Here is a 14433-nt window from a genome sequence, read left to right on the forward strand (position 1 = left end):
GGTCCGATGGGTGTCCGTGCACATCCGGCGGTCGTACCCCGCCGCCCTGCGACAAAACACTCAGCGACAGCGTATCCCAAGCGGTGGTGCAACCTCGACAGCGAGCGGCCCAAGCCGCCCGGGGCTAACGGGAGAGATTGTATGACATCAGCGACTCTGACCTCAGGGGCCGCCCTGGGCAGCCAGCGGGTGTCGGACGACGTGCGTTACTACGAAGACGTTATCCGACTGTTCGTCATCGCGGCGGTGTTCTGGGGCGTCATCGGCTTCACGGCCGGCGTGTTCATCGCCCTTCAGCTCGCCTTTCCGGCACTCAACCTCGGTCTGGAGTGGACCAGCTTCGGCCGCCTGCGGCCGGTGCACACCTCGGCCGTGATCTTCGCCTTCGGCGGCAACGTCCTGTTCGCCACCTCGCTCTACAGCGTGCAGCGCACCTGCCGCCAGCACCTGTTCGGTGGTGAAGGCCTCGCCAAGTTCATCTTCTGGAACTACAACATCTTCATCGTCCTGGCGGCGCTCAGCTACGTGCTCGGCTTCTCGCAGGGCAAGGAATACGCCGAGCCGGAGTGGATCCTCGACCTCTACCTGACGGTCATCTGGGTCCTCTACGCGGTGGTGTTCATCGGCACGGTGATGACCCGCAAGGAGTCGCACATCTACGTTGCCAACTGGTTCTTCATGGCGTTCATCCTGACGGTCGCCATCCTGCACCTGGGCAACAACGTGAACCTGCCGGTGTCACTCTTCGGCATGAAGAGCTACACCTGGGTCACCGGCGTGCAGAGCGCGATGGTCCAGTGGTGGTATGGCCACAACGCCGTCGGCTTCTTCCTGACCGCGGGCTTCCTCGGCATCATGTACTACTTCGTGCCGAAGCGCGCGGAGCGGCCGGTCTACTCGTACCGGCTGTCGATCGTGCACTTCTGGACGCTGATCTTCCTGTACATCTGGGCCGGCCCGCACCACCTGCACTACACGGCACTGCCGGACTGGGCGCAGACGCTGGGCATGACCTTCTCGGTGATGCTGTGGATGCCCTCCTGGGGCGGCATGATCAACGGCATCATGACCTTGTCCGGCGCTTGGGACAAGCTGCGCACCGACCCGGTGCTGCGCTTCCTGGTCACCTCGGTCGCCTTCTACGGCATGTCGACCTTCGAGGGTCCGCTGATGTCGGTGAAGCCGGTCAACGCGCTGTCGCACTACACCGACTGGACCGTCGGCCACGTGCACTCCGGCGCGCTGGGCTGGGTCGCCTTCGTCTCCTTCGGCGCCATCTACTACCTCGTCCCGGTCCTGTGGAAGCGGGCGCAGCTCTACAGCCTGCGCCTGGTCAGCTACCACTTCTGGACCGCGACGATCGGCATCGTGCTGTACATCACCGCCATGTGGGTGTCCGGCATCATGCAGGGCCTGATGTGGCGTGCCTACGACAACCTCGGCTTCCTGCAGTACTCGTTCGTTGAGACGGTGGCGGCCATGCACCCGTTCTACGTGATCCGTGCGCTTGGCGGTCTCCTGTTCGTCGCCGGCTCCCTGATCATGGTCTACAACCTGTGGCGCACGGCGCGCGGCGACATCCGCAGCGAGACTCCCTACGCCACCGCTCCGCACAAGACCGCGGTCGGCGCCGCCTGACGCCGCCGGAGAGGACCTGACCCATGGCCGAAGAAAAAAAAGGCTTTAGCCACGATACGATCGAGAGGAACACGCTTCTTCTCGTCGTTCTGATCCTGATCACGGTGTCGATCGGCGGGCTCGTGCAGATCGTTCCGCTCTTCACCATCGAATCGACCATCGAGAAGGTGGATGGGGTGCGCCCCCATTCGCCCCTCGAACTGGCCGGCTTCAACATCTACGTCCGCGAAGGCTGCTACAACTGCCACAGCCAGCAGATCCGTCCGTTCCGCGACGAGGTGGAGCGTTACGGCCATTACTCGCTGGCCGCGGAAAGCATGTACGACCGTCCCTTCCAGTGGAGCTCCAAGCGCACGGGTCCCGATCTGGCCCGCGTTGGCGGCAAGTACTCCAACGACTGGCAGGTGGCGCACCTCGTCGATCCGCGCGCGGTGGTGCCGGAGTCGATCATGCCGGGCTATGCCTGGATGAAGGACCGCCCGCTGAAGTACGACGACATCCAGACCCACCTGAAGACGCTCAAGGTGCTGGGCAGCCCCTACACCGACGAGCAGATCGCCAACGCCAAGGCCGACCTCGAGGCGCAGAAGAATCCGGACGGCGACGTCGCGGCGTTCCAGAAGCGCTACCCGAAGGCCGTCGTGGCCAACTTCACCGGCAACAAGCAGGTCACCGAAATGGACGCGCTCGTTGCCTACCTGCAGATGCTCGGCACGCTGGTCGACTTTACGAAGTACCAGTCGCCCAAGCAGCTGCAGCAGTGAGCGGAATGGAGGGGTCGATGGACTTGGATTCGATCGCCGCAATGCTCCGGTCCTTCTGGACGGTCTGGCTGATGATGTTGTTCACGGGCATCCTCGTCTACGCGATGTGGCCGGGCAACCGGGGCAAGTTCGAACGGGCCGCGCAGATCCCGCTCAAGGATGATGGTCAGGAGTTTTAGGCCATGGCGAAGAATGTCGAAAAGGACGCCCTGTCGGGCGTCGAGACGACCGGCCACTCGTTCGACGGTCTGAAGGAACTGAACAACCCCCTGCCGAAATGGTGGTTGTACGTCTTCTACGTCTGCATCGCGTGGTCTCTGGTCTACTACGTGCTCTATCCGGCCTGGCCGCTCGGCTCGACCTACACCAAGGGCGTGCTCGGCTACTCGCAGCGCGAGGATCTCGCCAAGTCGCTCGCCGACGCGAAGGCGGCCCAGGCCAAGTACCTGGACCGCATCGCCAAGGCGTCGGTGGAGGACATCCAGAAGGACAAGGATCTCCTGTCCTTCGCGATGGCCGGTGGCCGCACGATGTTCAACGAGAACTGCTCGGCCTGCCACGGCGCCGGCGGCCAGGGGGCCAAGGGCTACCCGACGCTGGCCGACGACGTGTGGCTGTGGGGCGGCACCACCGGTGATCTGTACCAGACGATCAAGGGCGGCGTCCGCCAGGGCGACGTGGTCGAGACGCGCGGCGCGCCGGGTGTGGGCATGACCGCCTTCGGCCGGGACGGCATCCTGGACAAGACCCAGATCGACCAGGTGACCGAGTATGTGCTGTCGCTGACCAACCGCGCCACGGACAAGGCCAAGGCCGACAAGGGCAAGACCGTGTTCGAGGAGAACTGCGTGGCCTGCCATGGCGACAAGGGCCAGGGCAGCCTCGCGGCCGGGGTCGATGGCGTCGGAGCTCCGCCGCTCAACACCGCGGCCTGGGTCTACGGCGGCGACCGCGCCACGCTGGTGCAGACGATCACCAACGGCCGGGCCGGCGAGATGCCGGCGTGGTCCAAGCGTCTGGACGACGTGACGATCAAGCAGCTGGCGATCTACGTGCACAATCTGGGCGGCGGCAAGTAAGCAGCCCCTCGGGAACGACGTCCGGCGCCGGGAGGCTTCGCGCTTCCCGGCGCCGTTCGTTTTTTCGGCCCTGTCCTGTGCCCGCGCGCCGCGGCTTTTGATCCATCGCAATGATCCTGCGACAAACCGCCGCCATAGTGCGCGGGCCGGCGTGGTCCACAGTGCGGCCGACCACGCCCCGCCCCGCGAGGGGTACGACACGACGAAGGCATCGAGCCCATGAGTTCGGCGACCGACACACAGCCCGAGGTCACGAAGCGCGCTTCCGCCCCCCTCTACGCGAAGCACGCCAAGATCTACCCCAAGAAGGTGACCGGCCCGTTCCGCCGGTTGAAATGGGCTGTGCTCGTCGCCCTGCTCGGTATCTACTACATCCTGCCCTGGATCCGCTGGGACCGCGGCCCGAACGCACCCGATCAAGCCGTTCTGCTCGATCTGGAGGGCCGACGATTCTATCTCTTCTTCATCGAACTGTGGCCGCAGCAAATCTACTACCTCACCGGGGCGCTCATCCTCGCCTCGGTGGGGCTCTTCCTCGCCACGTCGCTGGCCGGGCGTGTCTGGTGCGGCTACGCCTGCCCGCAGACGGTGTGGACCGACCTTTATGTCTGGGTGGAGCGCCTGTTCGAAGGCGAACGCGGGGATCGCATCCGCATGGACCAGGGCAAATGGACCCTGAACAAGCTCTGGCGGAAGGCGGCGAAGAACGCCGCGTGGATCCTGATCGCGTTCGCCACCGGCGGCGCCTGGATCTTCTACTTCACCGACGCGCCGACGCTGGCGTGGGATCTCGTGACGCTGAATGCGTCGAGCACGGCGGTGTGGTTCATCCTGCTCTTCACCGGCACCACCTACCTGCTGGCCGGATTCGCGCGTGAGCAGGTCTGCATCTACATGTGCCCGTGGCCGCGCTTCCAGTCGGCGATGACCGACGAGGACAGCCTGGTCGTCACCTACCGCGAGTACCGCGGCGAGGGGCGGGCGCATCTGCGCAAGACCCAGAGCTGGGAGGAGCGCAAGGCGGACGGGCACGGCGACTGCATCGACTGCAACGCCTGTTACCATGCCTGCCCGACGGGGGTGGACATCCGCGAGGGCAGCCAGCTCGCCTGCATCGGCTGCGGCCTGTGCATCGACGCCTGCGACGAGATCATGACGAAGATCGGCCGGCCCAAGGGGCTGATCGCCTTCGACACGCAGAACAACCTCGTCTCCATGGCGACCACCGGCAAGAAGGCGGTCTACAAGCTGGTCCGCCCGCGCACGATCATCTACTCGCTGCTGATGGTCGTGGTGTCCGGCATGATCGCGGCGGGGCTGGTCCTGAAGCCCAGCCTGGACATCAGCGTGCTTCGCGACCGGGCGCCGCTGTTCGTGGCGCTGGCCGACGGGTCGGTTCGCAACGCCTACACCTTCAAGATTTCCAACATGACCCGCGACTCGCGCGACTACACACTGACGGCCTCGGGTCTGGCCGGCATCGAGCTGTCGGTGGCGGGCGAGCATCAGTCGGACAGCGCCGCGCGACTCCGCCTCAGCGCGGCCCCCGACCAGGTGGCGACCTACCGCATCTTCGTGACGGTGCCGCGCGCCTCGGTGACGGCGGCGTCCGTGCCGCTCACGCTGACGCTCACCACCGCCGGCGGCGACGGCGACTCCTACAAGACGGTCTTCATGGGGCCGGCCAACTGACCGGCCCCGCCACTTCCCACCATCACCGCCCCGAAACCAGGGAACGAGACGATGACGAGCATCACCACAGACGCCGCGGTCGCCACCGGCGGGCCGCGGGGAAGCGGTCGCCGGAAACGCCAGCCGGGCTGGTTCATTCCCTGGCTGTTCGTGGCCTTCTTCGGGGTGGTGGTGGCCGCCAACGGCATCATGGTCTATGTCGCCATGACCACCTACACGGGACTGGAGACCGACAACCACTACCTGAAAGGTCTCCATTACAACGCCGCGCTGGAAGGGGCCCGCGCCCAGACCGAGCGTGGCTGGAAGGTGGATCTGGCCTTCCAGTCCCAGGCCCCGCGCAAGGGCATCGTCAGCGTCACCCTGCGTGACCGCTACGGCAACCTGCTGACCGGCAGCGTGGTCAAGGCCGCCTTCATCCGACCGACCAGCGCCAACCATGACGTGGCGCTGGAGCTGCCCTATCTGGGCGACGGCCGCTACGGCACCGATGTGGAGCTGCCGTTCAGCGGCAACTGGGACCTGCGGCTGACCATCGACCACTCCACCGGCGACTACCAGAACCAGCAGCGCGTCTGGGTGAAGTAGCATGGCCGACTGCCTGCACTGCGGCCAGCCCCTGGGGGCGGAGCGGGTCGGCGAGGGCTTCTGCTGCACCGGCTGCGCCGCCGCCTACGACCTTGTCCGCGGGCTGGGGCTGGAGCGTTATTACGAGCGCCGCTGCGTCGATCCCAACGCCCGGCCCCTGCGGCCGGACGAGGAAGCCGCGACGATCGACTGCACCGCCCACGCCAGACCCACGGGAAAGGGCACGCACGCCCTGAACCTGATGGTGGACGGGCTGCAATGCGGCGCCTGCGTGTGGCTGATCGAGACGGCGCTGCGCCGCCAGCATGGCGTCGTCCACGCGCGGCTCAACATGACGACGCGGCGCCTGAGCGTGGAGTGGCGGCCGGAGGAGACCGATGCCAACGCGGTCGTCGGCACCCTCACCCGCCTCGGCTACCGCGCGATGCCCTTCGATCCGGAGAAACTGGGCCAGGTGCAGCGCCGCGGCGAGACGGAGCTGTTGCGCTGCATGGCGGTCGCCGGTTTCGCCGCCGGCAACGTGATGCTGCTCAGCGTGTCGGTGTGGGCGGGCCACAGCCAGGGCATGGGACCGGCCACACGTGATCTCATGCATTGGTTGTCGGCGCTGATCTGCCTGCCGGCCATCGCCTTCGCCGTCCGCCCCTTCGCCCGCTCCGCCCTCCAGGCGCTGGCCAACCGCCGCACCAACATGGATGTGCCGATCACCATCGGCGTCCTGCTGGCGACCGGCATGAGCCTGTTCGAGACCATCGACAGCGGCCCGCACGCCTATTTCGATGGCGCGGTGATGCTGCTGTTCTTCCTGCTGATCGGCCGTTACCTCGACCAGCGCGCCCGCGGCCGTGCGCGCTCCGCGGCCGAGCACATGCTTGGGCTCGGCGCCCAGGCGGTGACCGTGATCGGGGCGGACGGGCGCACGGCGGCGGTGCGGCCAGAACAGGTGCGGCCCGGCGACACGGTGCTGGTGGCGGTCGGCGAGCGGGTGCCGGTGGACGGCACCGTCAGCGACGGCGTGTCGGATCTCGACACCGCGCTCATCACCGGCGAAACGGTGCCCAACGCCGTCAAACGCGGCGACCGGGTCTTCGCCGGCATGCTGAACTTGTCCGCCCCGCTGCGGCTCACCGTGGACGCGGTGGGGGAGGGCACGCTCCTGGCCGAGATCGTGCGGTTGATGGAGGTGGCGGAGCAGGGCCGCGCCCGCTTCGTGGCGCTCGCCGACCGCGTGTCCCGCCTCTACGCCCCGGTGGTGCATCTGGCGGCACTCGGCACCTTCCTGGCCTGGGTGTTCCTGGGGGGGGTGGCGTGGCAGGACGGGCTGATGAACGCCGTCGCCGTGCTGATCATCACCTGCCCCTGCGCGCTGGCGCTGGCGGTGCCGGTGGTGCAGGTGATCGCCAGTGGCCGGCTGATGCGCGCCGGCGTGCTGCTGAAATCCGCCACCGCGCTGGAGCGGCTGGCCGAGATCGACACGGTGGTGTTCGACAAGACGGGCACCCTGACCGAGGGGCGGCCCGAGCCGCTGCTGGACGGGGTGGCGGAGGAGGACCGCCGGCTCGCGGCGTCCATGGCCGGGGCCAGCCGTCATCCGCTGGCCCGCGCGCTGGCCGCTGCCGTTCCCGGCGTGCCGGTGGCGACGGAGGTGCGTGAGGTTGCCGGCGCCGGTCTCCTCCTCGACACCGCGGAGGGCACGGTGCGGCTGGGCAGCCGCCGCTTCACCGGCGCGCCGGACGACGCCGAGGAGGCCGTCGGGCCCGAGCTGTGGCTGGCCCGTCCGGGCGCCTCCCCGGTGCGCATCACCTTCCACGACGCGCCGCGGACCGACGCCGCCGCTGTGATCGCCGGGTTGACGGCCCGCGGCATCCGGGTGGCGCTTCTGTCCGGCGATCGCCGGGGGGCGGTCACCGCCATGGCGGAGCGTCTGGGCATCACCGACTGGCAGGCCGAGCGCACCCCCGCCGACAAGGTGGAGGCGCTGGCCGCCCTGGTGGCGCAGGGCCGCCGGGTGCTGATGGTCGGCGACGGGCTCAACGACGCCCCGGCGCTCGCCGCCGCCACCGTGTCCATGTCGCCCTCGACCGCGGTGGATGTCAGCCAGACCGCGGCGGACGCCGTGTTCCAGGGCCGCCGCCTCGTTCCGATCCTGGAGGCGATCGAGGTGGCGCGGCGGTCGGGCGTGCTGGTCCGCCAGAACATCGGGATCGCCATCGTCTACAACGTCTTCGCGGTGCCGCTGGCGATGGGTGGCATGCTGACGCCGCTGCTCGCGGCACTGGCCATGTCCTCCTCCTCGCTGATCGTCATCGCCAATGCGCTGCGGCTGGGCCGCGGCCGTGTCGTCAAGGAACCCCCGCATGACCGAGCTTCTCTATCTGATCGCGGCCGCCCTCAGCCTGGGGCTCCTGGGTCTGGTGGCGTTCCTGTGGGCACTCAGGTCCGGGCAGTTTGACGACCTCGATGGTGCCGCCCACCGCATCCTGTTCGATGACGACCCGCCACCGGGATCGGGTGATACGGACAGGAGTCGACCGACACATTGAATCCAACCGACACGTTGAAGTGGTGCGGCGGTGGCAATAAAGCGATTGGTTCCACAGCCCAGTTGCGAAATTTCGCATTTGTGACCATGATGGGTGCATCGTTCCGTAAGAGGCTGGATGCCGCCCATGCCCCCGTTCGATATGGGGCGCGCTCGCGAGAAGAGTGCGCAGACCGAATCGCACCCGTGTGGCGCATGTCCCGTGCGCAGCCTGACGGTGTGCGCCGCGCTGGAGCCGGACGAACTGCGGCGGCTTGCGGACATCCTGCAGACCATGCGCGTCGACTCCAGCCAGACCCTGTTCTCCGAAGGTGACGCCGCCGATGCGCTCTACAACGTCACAGCGGGGACGGTGAAGCTGTACAAGTTGTTGCCCGACGGGCGGCGGCAGATCACAGGTTTCCTGGTCACCGGGGATTTCCTCGGCCTCGCCGTCAACGAGAGCTACGCCTACACGGCGGAGACGGTGACCACCACCACGCTCTGCCGGTTCCCGCGCCGCAAGATGGAAACGCTGCTCGACGAGTTCCCGAAGATGCAGCGGCGCCTGTTCTCCATGGCGTCGAACGAACTGGCGGCGGCGCAGGACCAGATGCTGTTGCTCGGCCGCAAGACGGCGAAGGAGAAGATCTGTTCCTTCCTGCTGATGCTGTCGCAGCGCGCCGCCCGCCGCGGCCACAAGGACAACCCCGTCTTCGTGCCGATGAGCCGCGCCGACATCGCCGACTATCTGGGGCTGACCACCGAAACCGTCAGCCGGACCTTCACCCAGCTCAAGACCTCCGGCGCGATTTCGCTTCAGGAGGGCAACAAGATCCTGATCGCCGACATGGACGTCATCTACGACATGGCGGAAGGCAGTTGACGCCTCCGGGTGTCCTGGCCGCGGCTTGACCATCGTGCCGCGTCCGGGGCCGCGCAACCTGATCACCGATGTCGACGGCATCCGCGTGGGCAACGCGGAGGACACGCGCGCGTGGTCCGGCACCACGGTGGTCCTCCCCGACCGGGCGGCGGTGGCCGCGGTGGACGTGCGCGGCGGCGGGCCGGGCACGCGGGAAACCGACGCGCTGTCACCGACGGGGCTGGTGCAGGCGGTTGACGCGGTGGTGCTGACCGGCGGCTCCGCCTTCGGGCTGGACGCGGCGTCGGGCGCCATGGGCTGGCTGGCGGCGCGCGGGCGTGGGTTCGAGGTGCGGGGCCACCGCGTGCCCATCGTGCCGGCGGCCGTGCTGTTCGACCTTGCCAACGGTGGCGACAAGGGCTGGGGGGCGACCCCGCCCTACCGCGTCCTGGCGGAACGGGCGCTCGAGTCGGCGTCGGCGGATGTCGCGCTGGGCAACGCCGGGGCCGGGCTGGGAGCCAAGGCCGGCGATCTCAAGGGGGGACTCGGCAGCGCCTCGCTGGTGGACGATGACGGGGTGCAGGTCGGCGCCCTGGTCGCCGCCAACCCGGTGGGGTCGGTGGTGATGCCGGGCCAGCCCACCCTGTGGGCCTGGGCCTTCGAGCTGGACGGCGAGATGGGCGGCCAGCCGCTTCCCACCGGCCCGGCCACGCCCGACCCGGTGACGCCCGCCCCGGCGCGGCAGGCGCCCGGCGCCAACACCACCATCGGGGTGGTGGCGGTCAACGCCGACCTGACTCGGGCGGAGGCGATGCGGGTCGCCATCATGGCGCAGGACGGTCTGGCCCGCGCGGTGCGCCCGGCGCACACACCCTTCGATGGAGACACGCTGTTCGTGCTCGCCACCGGCACCCATCCGCTGGGGCAGGACCGTCCCGCCGCCATCGCCCGGCTGGGCGCCATGGCCGCCGACTGCGTGGCCCGGTCCATCGGCCGCGGCGTGTACGAGGCCGAATCGCTTGGGAACTACCCGTCCTACCGCGAGCGGTTCGGGGCGGTGCTCGCGTCGCGCGGTGGGGACTGACCCCACCGACGCCCTTGAACGCGACGCGGTTGCACCGCATCATCCCCCCGCCTTTGAACGCGGGAATGCGCGCGGGCCAAATGATCCAGGGGAAGGAACACCGATGCCGGTCACCACATGGCGGATCGCGGGCGCCCTTGCGGGCGCGGTCACGGCGGCTCTGGCGCTGCTGCCGGTTGCGGCCACGGCCCAGCCGCGCAACGAGCTGGTCGTCGGCATGCAGCTCGAACCCCCGCACCTCGATCCCACGGGCAGCGCCGCCGCGGCCATCGACGAGATCGTCTACGCCAACCTGTTCGAGCCGCTGGTCCGCGTCGATCAGAGCGGCGCCGTCGTGCCGGGGCTGGCCGAACGCTGGAGCGTCTCGCCGGACGGGCTGACCTACCGCTTCGAGCTGCGCCGGGGGGCGAAATTCCACGACGGCACGGCGCTCGATTCCGGCGACGTGAAGTTCACGCTGGACCGCGCCCGCGCCGCCGATTCGACCAACGCCCAGAAGGCCTACTTCACGCCGATCGCCAATGTGGAGACGCCGGACCCGCACACCGCGGTGGTGACCCTGTCGCGGCCGGACGGCCTGTTCCTGTTCCACATGGGCATGGGCGACTCGGTGATCGTGGCGCCGGAGAGTGCCGCCACCAACAAGCAGAAGCCGGTCGGCACCGGCCCCTTCAAGCTGGACCGCTGGGCCGCCGGCGACCGGGTGGTGCTGGTGCGCAACCCCGACTATGACGGGCCGAAGCCGGCACTGGAGCGGGTGACCTTCCGCTTCATCAACGACCCGGCGGTGCAGGTGGCGTCGCTGCTGTCCGGCGACGTCGACACCATCCCGCAGTTCGGCGTCTACGAGCAGCTCGGCCAGTTCCGCAGCGACCCGCGCTTCACCGTCATGGAGGGCACCGGCGAGGGCGAGGCGATCCTGGCGACCAACAACGCCCGCAAGCCCTTCGACGACGTGCGGGTGCGCCGGGCCATGGCGCACGCCATCGACCGCAAGACGCTGATCGAGGGCGCCATGTTCGGCACCGCCAAGCCGATCGGCACGCATTTCGCGCCGCACCACCCGGCCTATGTGGACCTCACCGGCCTCTACCCCTACGACGTGGCGAAGGCCAAGGCGCTGCTGGCCGAGGCCGGCCACCCCAACGGCTTCGAGGCGACGCTGCGCCTGCCGCCCCCGATCTACGCCCGCCGCTCCGGCGAGCTGGTTGCCGCCATGCTGGCCGAGGCCGGCATCCGGCTGAAGATCGAGAATGTCGAATGGGCGCAGTGGCTGGAGAAGGTCTACCGCGGCAAGGATTACGACCTGACCATCGTCGCCCACACCGAGCCGCTGGACATCGGCATCTACGGCCGCGACAACTATTACTTCAACTACGACAGCCCGCGCTTCAAGGCCATCGACCAGCAGCTGGAGACGGTGCAGGAGGAGGGCAAGCGCAACGAGCTCTACGCCCAGCAGGAGCGCATCATCGCCGAAGACGCGGTGAACGGCTTCCTCTTCGTCATTCCGCAGATCACCGTGCAGAAGGCGGGCGTGCAGGGGATGTGGAAGAACCGCCCCCTGCAATCCACCGACGTGACGGGCGTGAGCTGGAAGTAACGGCGTCGCGGCCCGCCCCGTGCTCGGCTTTCTCGCCCGCCGGCTGCTGTCGCTGGCGCTGACGGCGTGGCTGGCCACGGTCGTCGTCTTCGTGGTGCTGGAGGTGCTGCCCGGCGACCCGGCGCTGCTGATGCTGGGGACGGAGGCGCGGCCGGACACGCTGGCGGCGCTGCGCGACCAGATGGGGCTGGACCGGCCGGTGCTGGTCCGCTACGGCGGCTTCCTGGCCGGGCTGCTGAGCGGCGAGCTCGGCACCAGCCTGACCTACGCCCGGCCGGTGGCCGGGCTGGTGGCGGAGCGGATGGTGGTCACCGGGCCGCTGGCGCTGATGGCGCTGGCGCTTTCCACCGCCATCGCCGTTCCGCTGGGGTTGTGGGCGGCGGCGCGGCAGGGGCGGGCGGCGGACTGGGGCGTCATGGGCTTCGGCCAGCTCGGCATCGCCATTCCCGGCTTCTGGTTCGGCATCCTGCTGATCCTGGCCTTTTCGGTGCAGCTTCGCTGGTTCTCGGCCGGCGGCTTTCCCGGCTGGCAGGACGGGGTGGGGCCGGGGCTGAAGGCGCTGCTGTTGCCGGCCGTGGCGCTGGCCCTACCGGAGGCCGCCATCCTCGCCCGCGTCACCCGCTCCGCCGTGCTCGACACGCTGCGGGAGGATTATGTGCGCACGGCGCGGGCCAAGGGGGTGGGGCGGGCGGCGGTGCTGTGGCGCCACGCCCTGCCGAACGCGCTGATCCCGGTGATGACGGTGCTGGGGTTGCAGTTCGCCTTCCTGGTGTCGGGCACCATCGTCATCGAGACCGTCTTCACCCTGCCGGGGCTGGGCCGGCTGGTCTATCAGGCCATCGGGCAGCGCGACCTGATCGTGGTGCGCGACGTGGTGGTTCTGCTGTCGGTGATGGTGGTGGCGGTCAACTTCTTGGTCGATGCGGCCTACGCGGTCATCGACCCGCGGCCGAAGGTGGAGGCATGACCGCCCCGCGGCGTCCTCTGCCGGTCAGCCTGATCCTTGGCGCGGCACTCACCGGACTGGTGCTGGCGGTGGCGCTGCTGTCGCTGCTGTGGACGCCCTTTCCGGCGGAGCAGGTGCGCGTGATCGCCCGGCTGCGTCCGCCGGGGCCGGTGAACTGGCTGGGCACCGACCATTTCGGTCGCGACGTGCTGTCGATGATCATGGTCGGCGCCCGCAACTCGCTCGCCGTCGGGGCGGCGGCGGTCGGGATCGGGCTGGCGCTTGGCGTGCCGTTGGGTCTGCTGGCCGCCGCCGTCGGCCGTTGGGGGGACGAGGCTGTCGGGCGCTTCGCCGATCTGGTCTTCGCCTTTCCCGCCGTGCTGACGGCGATCCTGCTGACCGCGCTGGCCGGCCCGGGCGCCGTCAATGCCATCGTGGCGCTCGGCGTCTTCAACATCGCGGTGCTGGCGCGGGTGACGCGCGGCGCCGCGCGGCAGGTCTGGCGGCGGGAGTTCGTGCGCGCCGCCCTGGCGCTCGGCCGCGACCCGGCGTCGGTGACGCTGGTGCATGTGCTGCCCAACGTGGCGGGGGTGGTGGCGGTGCAGGCCACCGTGCTCTACGCCGTCGCCATCCTGAACGAGGCGGCGCTCAGCTACCTCGGCCTCGGCATCCAGCCGCCCTCGCCCTCCTGGGGCAAGATGCTGAACGACGCCCAGACCTTCCTGTTCACCGCACCGCTCCAGGCGGTGTTTCCCGGTGCGGCGGTGGCGGTCAGCGTGCTGGGGCTGAACCTGCTGGGCGACGGCCTGCGCGACCTGCTCGACCCCCGCCACCGCACCGGGCCGCTGGGGTGAGTGATCACCCCTTGCGGTGGAGTTGCGCCACCGGCTGGGAGAATTGTGGTTCCACGTCCCAGGGGAAGTAGATCCAGGTGTCCTGGCTGACTTCGGTGATGAAGGTGTCCACCAGTGGCCGGCCGGCGGGCTTGGCGTAGATGGTAGCAAAATGCGCCTTGGGCAGCATCTTGCGCACGATCATCGCGGTCTTGCCGGTGTCGACCAGATCGTCGATCAGCAGCCAGCCGTCGCCGTCACCCTCGACCCCCTTCAGCACCACCGATTCGCGGACGTTCTGGTGGTCGTAGGTGGAAACGCAGACCGTGTCGATCAACCGGATCTCCAGCTCGCGCGCGATGATGGCGGCGGGAACCAGGCCGCCGCGGGTGATCGCCACGATCCCCTTCCACGGCCCCTTGTCGATCAGGCGCCAGGTCAGCGCCTTGGCGTTGCGGTGAAGCTCCTCCCACGACACGGGAAAGGCGCGGTTGAAGGGGGTGGATTCGGCCACGGTCGACACTCCGGACGGCGACGGGAACGTTGCGTGGCGCCGCTTATAGCCCAGCGCCGGCGGGCCGTCCACGGCGGTGCGATTCGATGAAAAAAACCTCTTGCGTCCCCATCGGTCATCGAGTAGATTCTCGACCTCACCGGCGGTACCGGTCACGGTCCCCGGCGAAAAGGATGCGCCCGTAGCTCAACTGGATAGAGCATCAGACTACGGATCTGAGGGTTAGGAGTTCGAATCTTCTCGGGCGCGCCACTCTTCTTCCGCTGAACAGCGATACGAAAGCCCGGCCATTGGCCGGGCTTTCGT

The 14433-nt window shown here is 68.7% G+C and carries 14 protein-coding genes and 1 tRNA gene; 14 read left to right on the forward strand and 1 reads right to left on the reverse strand.

Annotated elements, in window-relative coordinates:
- Window positions 1-141: 141 nt before the first annotated feature.
- The 13 genes from ccoN to HL658_RS11570 all read left to right on the forward strand — a co-directional run bounded on the left by ccoN (window position 142) and on the right by HL658_RS11570 (window position 13634).
- Complete coding sequence (gene ccoN / locus HL658_RS11515; protein WP_180281915.1) at window positions 142-1638, forward strand: cytochrome-c oxidase, cbb3-type subunit I; 1497 nt, start codon at window positions 142-144, stop codon at window positions 1636-1638.
- 23 nt (window positions 1639-1661) lie between these two features.
- Complete coding sequence (gene ccoO / locus HL658_RS11520) at window positions 1662-2402, forward strand: cytochrome-c oxidase, cbb3-type subunit II (protein ID WP_180281914.1); 741 nt, start codon at window positions 1662-1664, stop codon at window positions 2400-2402.
- A 17-nt stretch (window positions 2403-2419) separates the two neighbouring features.
- Window positions 2420-2581 (forward strand): cbb3-type cytochrome c oxidase subunit 3, encoded by a 162-nt coding sequence (locus HL658_RS11525; RefSeq protein ID WP_180281913.1) that lies wholly within the window; start codon window positions 2420-2422, stop codon window positions 2579-2581.
- A 3-nt stretch (window positions 2582-2584) separates the two neighbouring features.
- Window positions 2585-3481 (forward strand): cytochrome-c oxidase, cbb3-type subunit III, encoded by an 897-nt coding sequence (ccoP, locus tag HL658_RS11530; protein WP_180281912.1) that lies wholly within the window; start codon window positions 2585-2587, stop codon window positions 3479-3481.
- Window positions 3482-3700: 219 nt separating this feature from the next.
- Entirely contained in the window at window positions 3701-5173 is a 1473-nt protein-coding gene (ccoG, locus tag HL658_RS11535) for a cytochrome c oxidase accessory protein CcoG (RefSeq protein WP_180281911.1), read from the forward strand.
- A gap of 51 nt (window positions 5174-5224) precedes the next feature.
- Window positions 5225-5761 carry a FixH family protein gene (locus HL658_RS11540; protein WP_180281910.1) on the forward strand — a complete coding sequence of 179 codons (537 nt, stop codon included), beginning with the start codon at window positions 5225-5227 and terminating at the stop codon, window positions 5759-5761.
- Between the two features lies 1 nt (window position 5762).
- The gene (locus tag HL658_RS11545; protein ID WP_180281909.1) at window positions 5763-8213 is read left to right on the forward strand and encodes a heavy metal translocating P-type ATPase; all 2451 of its coding nucleotides are present in this window, start codon (window positions 5763-5765) and stop codon (window positions 8211-8213) included.
- Window positions 8173-8304, forward strand: a complete 132-nt coding sequence (gene ccoS / locus HL658_RS37060) for a cbb3-type cytochrome oxidase assembly protein CcoS (RefSeq protein ID WP_246337518.1) — start codon at window positions 8173-8175, stop codon at window positions 8302-8304. The genes HL658_RS11545 and ccoS overlap by 41 nt, the downstream gene beginning before the upstream one ends.
- Window positions 8305-8505: 201 nt before the next feature.
- A complete protein-coding gene (locus tag HL658_RS11550) occupies window positions 8506-9168 on the forward strand; it encodes a cyclic nucleotide-binding domain-containing protein (RefSeq protein ID WP_343055066.1) in 663 nt (220 codons plus the stop codon).
- A 34-nt stretch (window positions 9169-9202) separates the two neighbouring features.
- Window positions 9203-10231 (forward strand): P1 family peptidase, encoded by a 1029-nt coding sequence (locus HL658_RS11555; protein ID WP_180282192.1) that lies wholly within the window; start codon window positions 9203-9205, stop codon window positions 10229-10231.
- A 103-nt stretch (window positions 10232-10334) separates the two neighbouring features.
- A complete protein-coding gene (locus HL658_RS11560; protein WP_180281907.1) occupies window positions 10335-11834 on the forward strand; it encodes an ABC transporter substrate-binding protein in 1500 nt (499 codons plus the stop codon).
- 19 nt (window positions 11835-11853) lie between these two features.
- Entirely contained in the window at window positions 11854-12801 is a 948-nt protein-coding gene (locus HL658_RS37985; protein WP_180281906.1) for an ABC transporter permease subunit, read from the forward strand.
- Window positions 12798-13634, forward strand: a complete 837-nt coding sequence (locus HL658_RS11570) for an ABC transporter permease (protein ID WP_180281905.1) — start codon at window positions 12798-12800, stop codon at window positions 13632-13634. The genes HL658_RS37985 and HL658_RS11570 overlap by 4 nt, the downstream gene beginning before the upstream one ends.
- Window positions 13635-13638: 4 nt before the next feature.
- Here the strand turns inward: HL658_RS11570 and gpt are convergent, their stop codons facing one another.
- Window positions 13639-14127: a xanthine phosphoribosyltransferase gene (gene gpt / locus HL658_RS11575; protein ID WP_180281904.1), complete on the reverse strand. Its 489-nt coding sequence runs from the start codon at window positions 14125-14127 to the stop codon at window positions 13639-13641.
- Between the two features lie 175 nt (window positions 14128-14302).
- On the opposite strand from gpt, the gene HL658_RS11580 reads away from it, so the two are divergent.
- Window positions 14303-14379 (forward strand) — tRNA-Arg (locus HL658_RS11580).
- The last annotated feature ends 54 nt before the right edge of the window (window positions 14380-14433 follow it).

This window comes from Azospirillum oleiclasticum, from assembly GCF_013423485.1.
In the GTDB taxonomy this organism is placed as follows: domain Bacteria; phylum Pseudomonadota; class Alphaproteobacteria; order Azospirillales; family Azospirillaceae; genus Azospirillum; species Azospirillum oleiclasticum.

Coding starts and splice junctions, on each gene's coding strand:
- ccoN (WP_180281915.1), top strand. CDS start 142: ATGACATCAGCGACTCTGACCTCAGGGGCCGCCCTGGGCAGCCAGCGG.
- ccoO (WP_180281914.1), top strand. CDS start 1,662: ATGGCCGAAGAAAAAAAAGGCTTTAGCCACGATACGATCGAGAGGAAC.
- HL658_RS11525 (WP_180281913.1), top strand. CDS start 2,420: ATGGACTTGGATTCGATCGCCGCAATGCTCCGGTCCTTCTGGACGGTC.
- ccoP (WP_180281912.1), top strand. CDS start 2,585: ATGGCGAAGAATGTCGAAAAGGACGCCCTGTCGGGCGTCGAGACGACC.
- ccoG (WP_180281911.1), top strand. CDS start 3,701: ATGAGTTCGGCGACCGACACACAGCCCGAGGTCACGAAGCGCGCTTCC.
- HL658_RS11540 (WP_180281910.1), top strand. CDS start 5,225: ATGACGAGCATCACCACAGACGCCGCGGTCGCCACCGGCGGGCCGCGG.
- HL658_RS11545 (WP_180281909.1), top strand. CDS start 5,763: ATGGCCGACTGCCTGCACTGCGGCCAGCCCCTGGGGGCGGAGCGGGTC.
- HL658_RS11560 (WP_180281907.1), top strand. CDS start 10,335: ATGCCGGTCACCACATGGCGGATCGCGGGCGCCCTTGCGGGCGCGGTC.
- HL658_RS11570 (WP_180281905.1), top strand. CDS start 12,798: ATGACCGCCCCGCGGCGTCCTCTGCCGGTCAGCCTGATCCTTGGCGCG.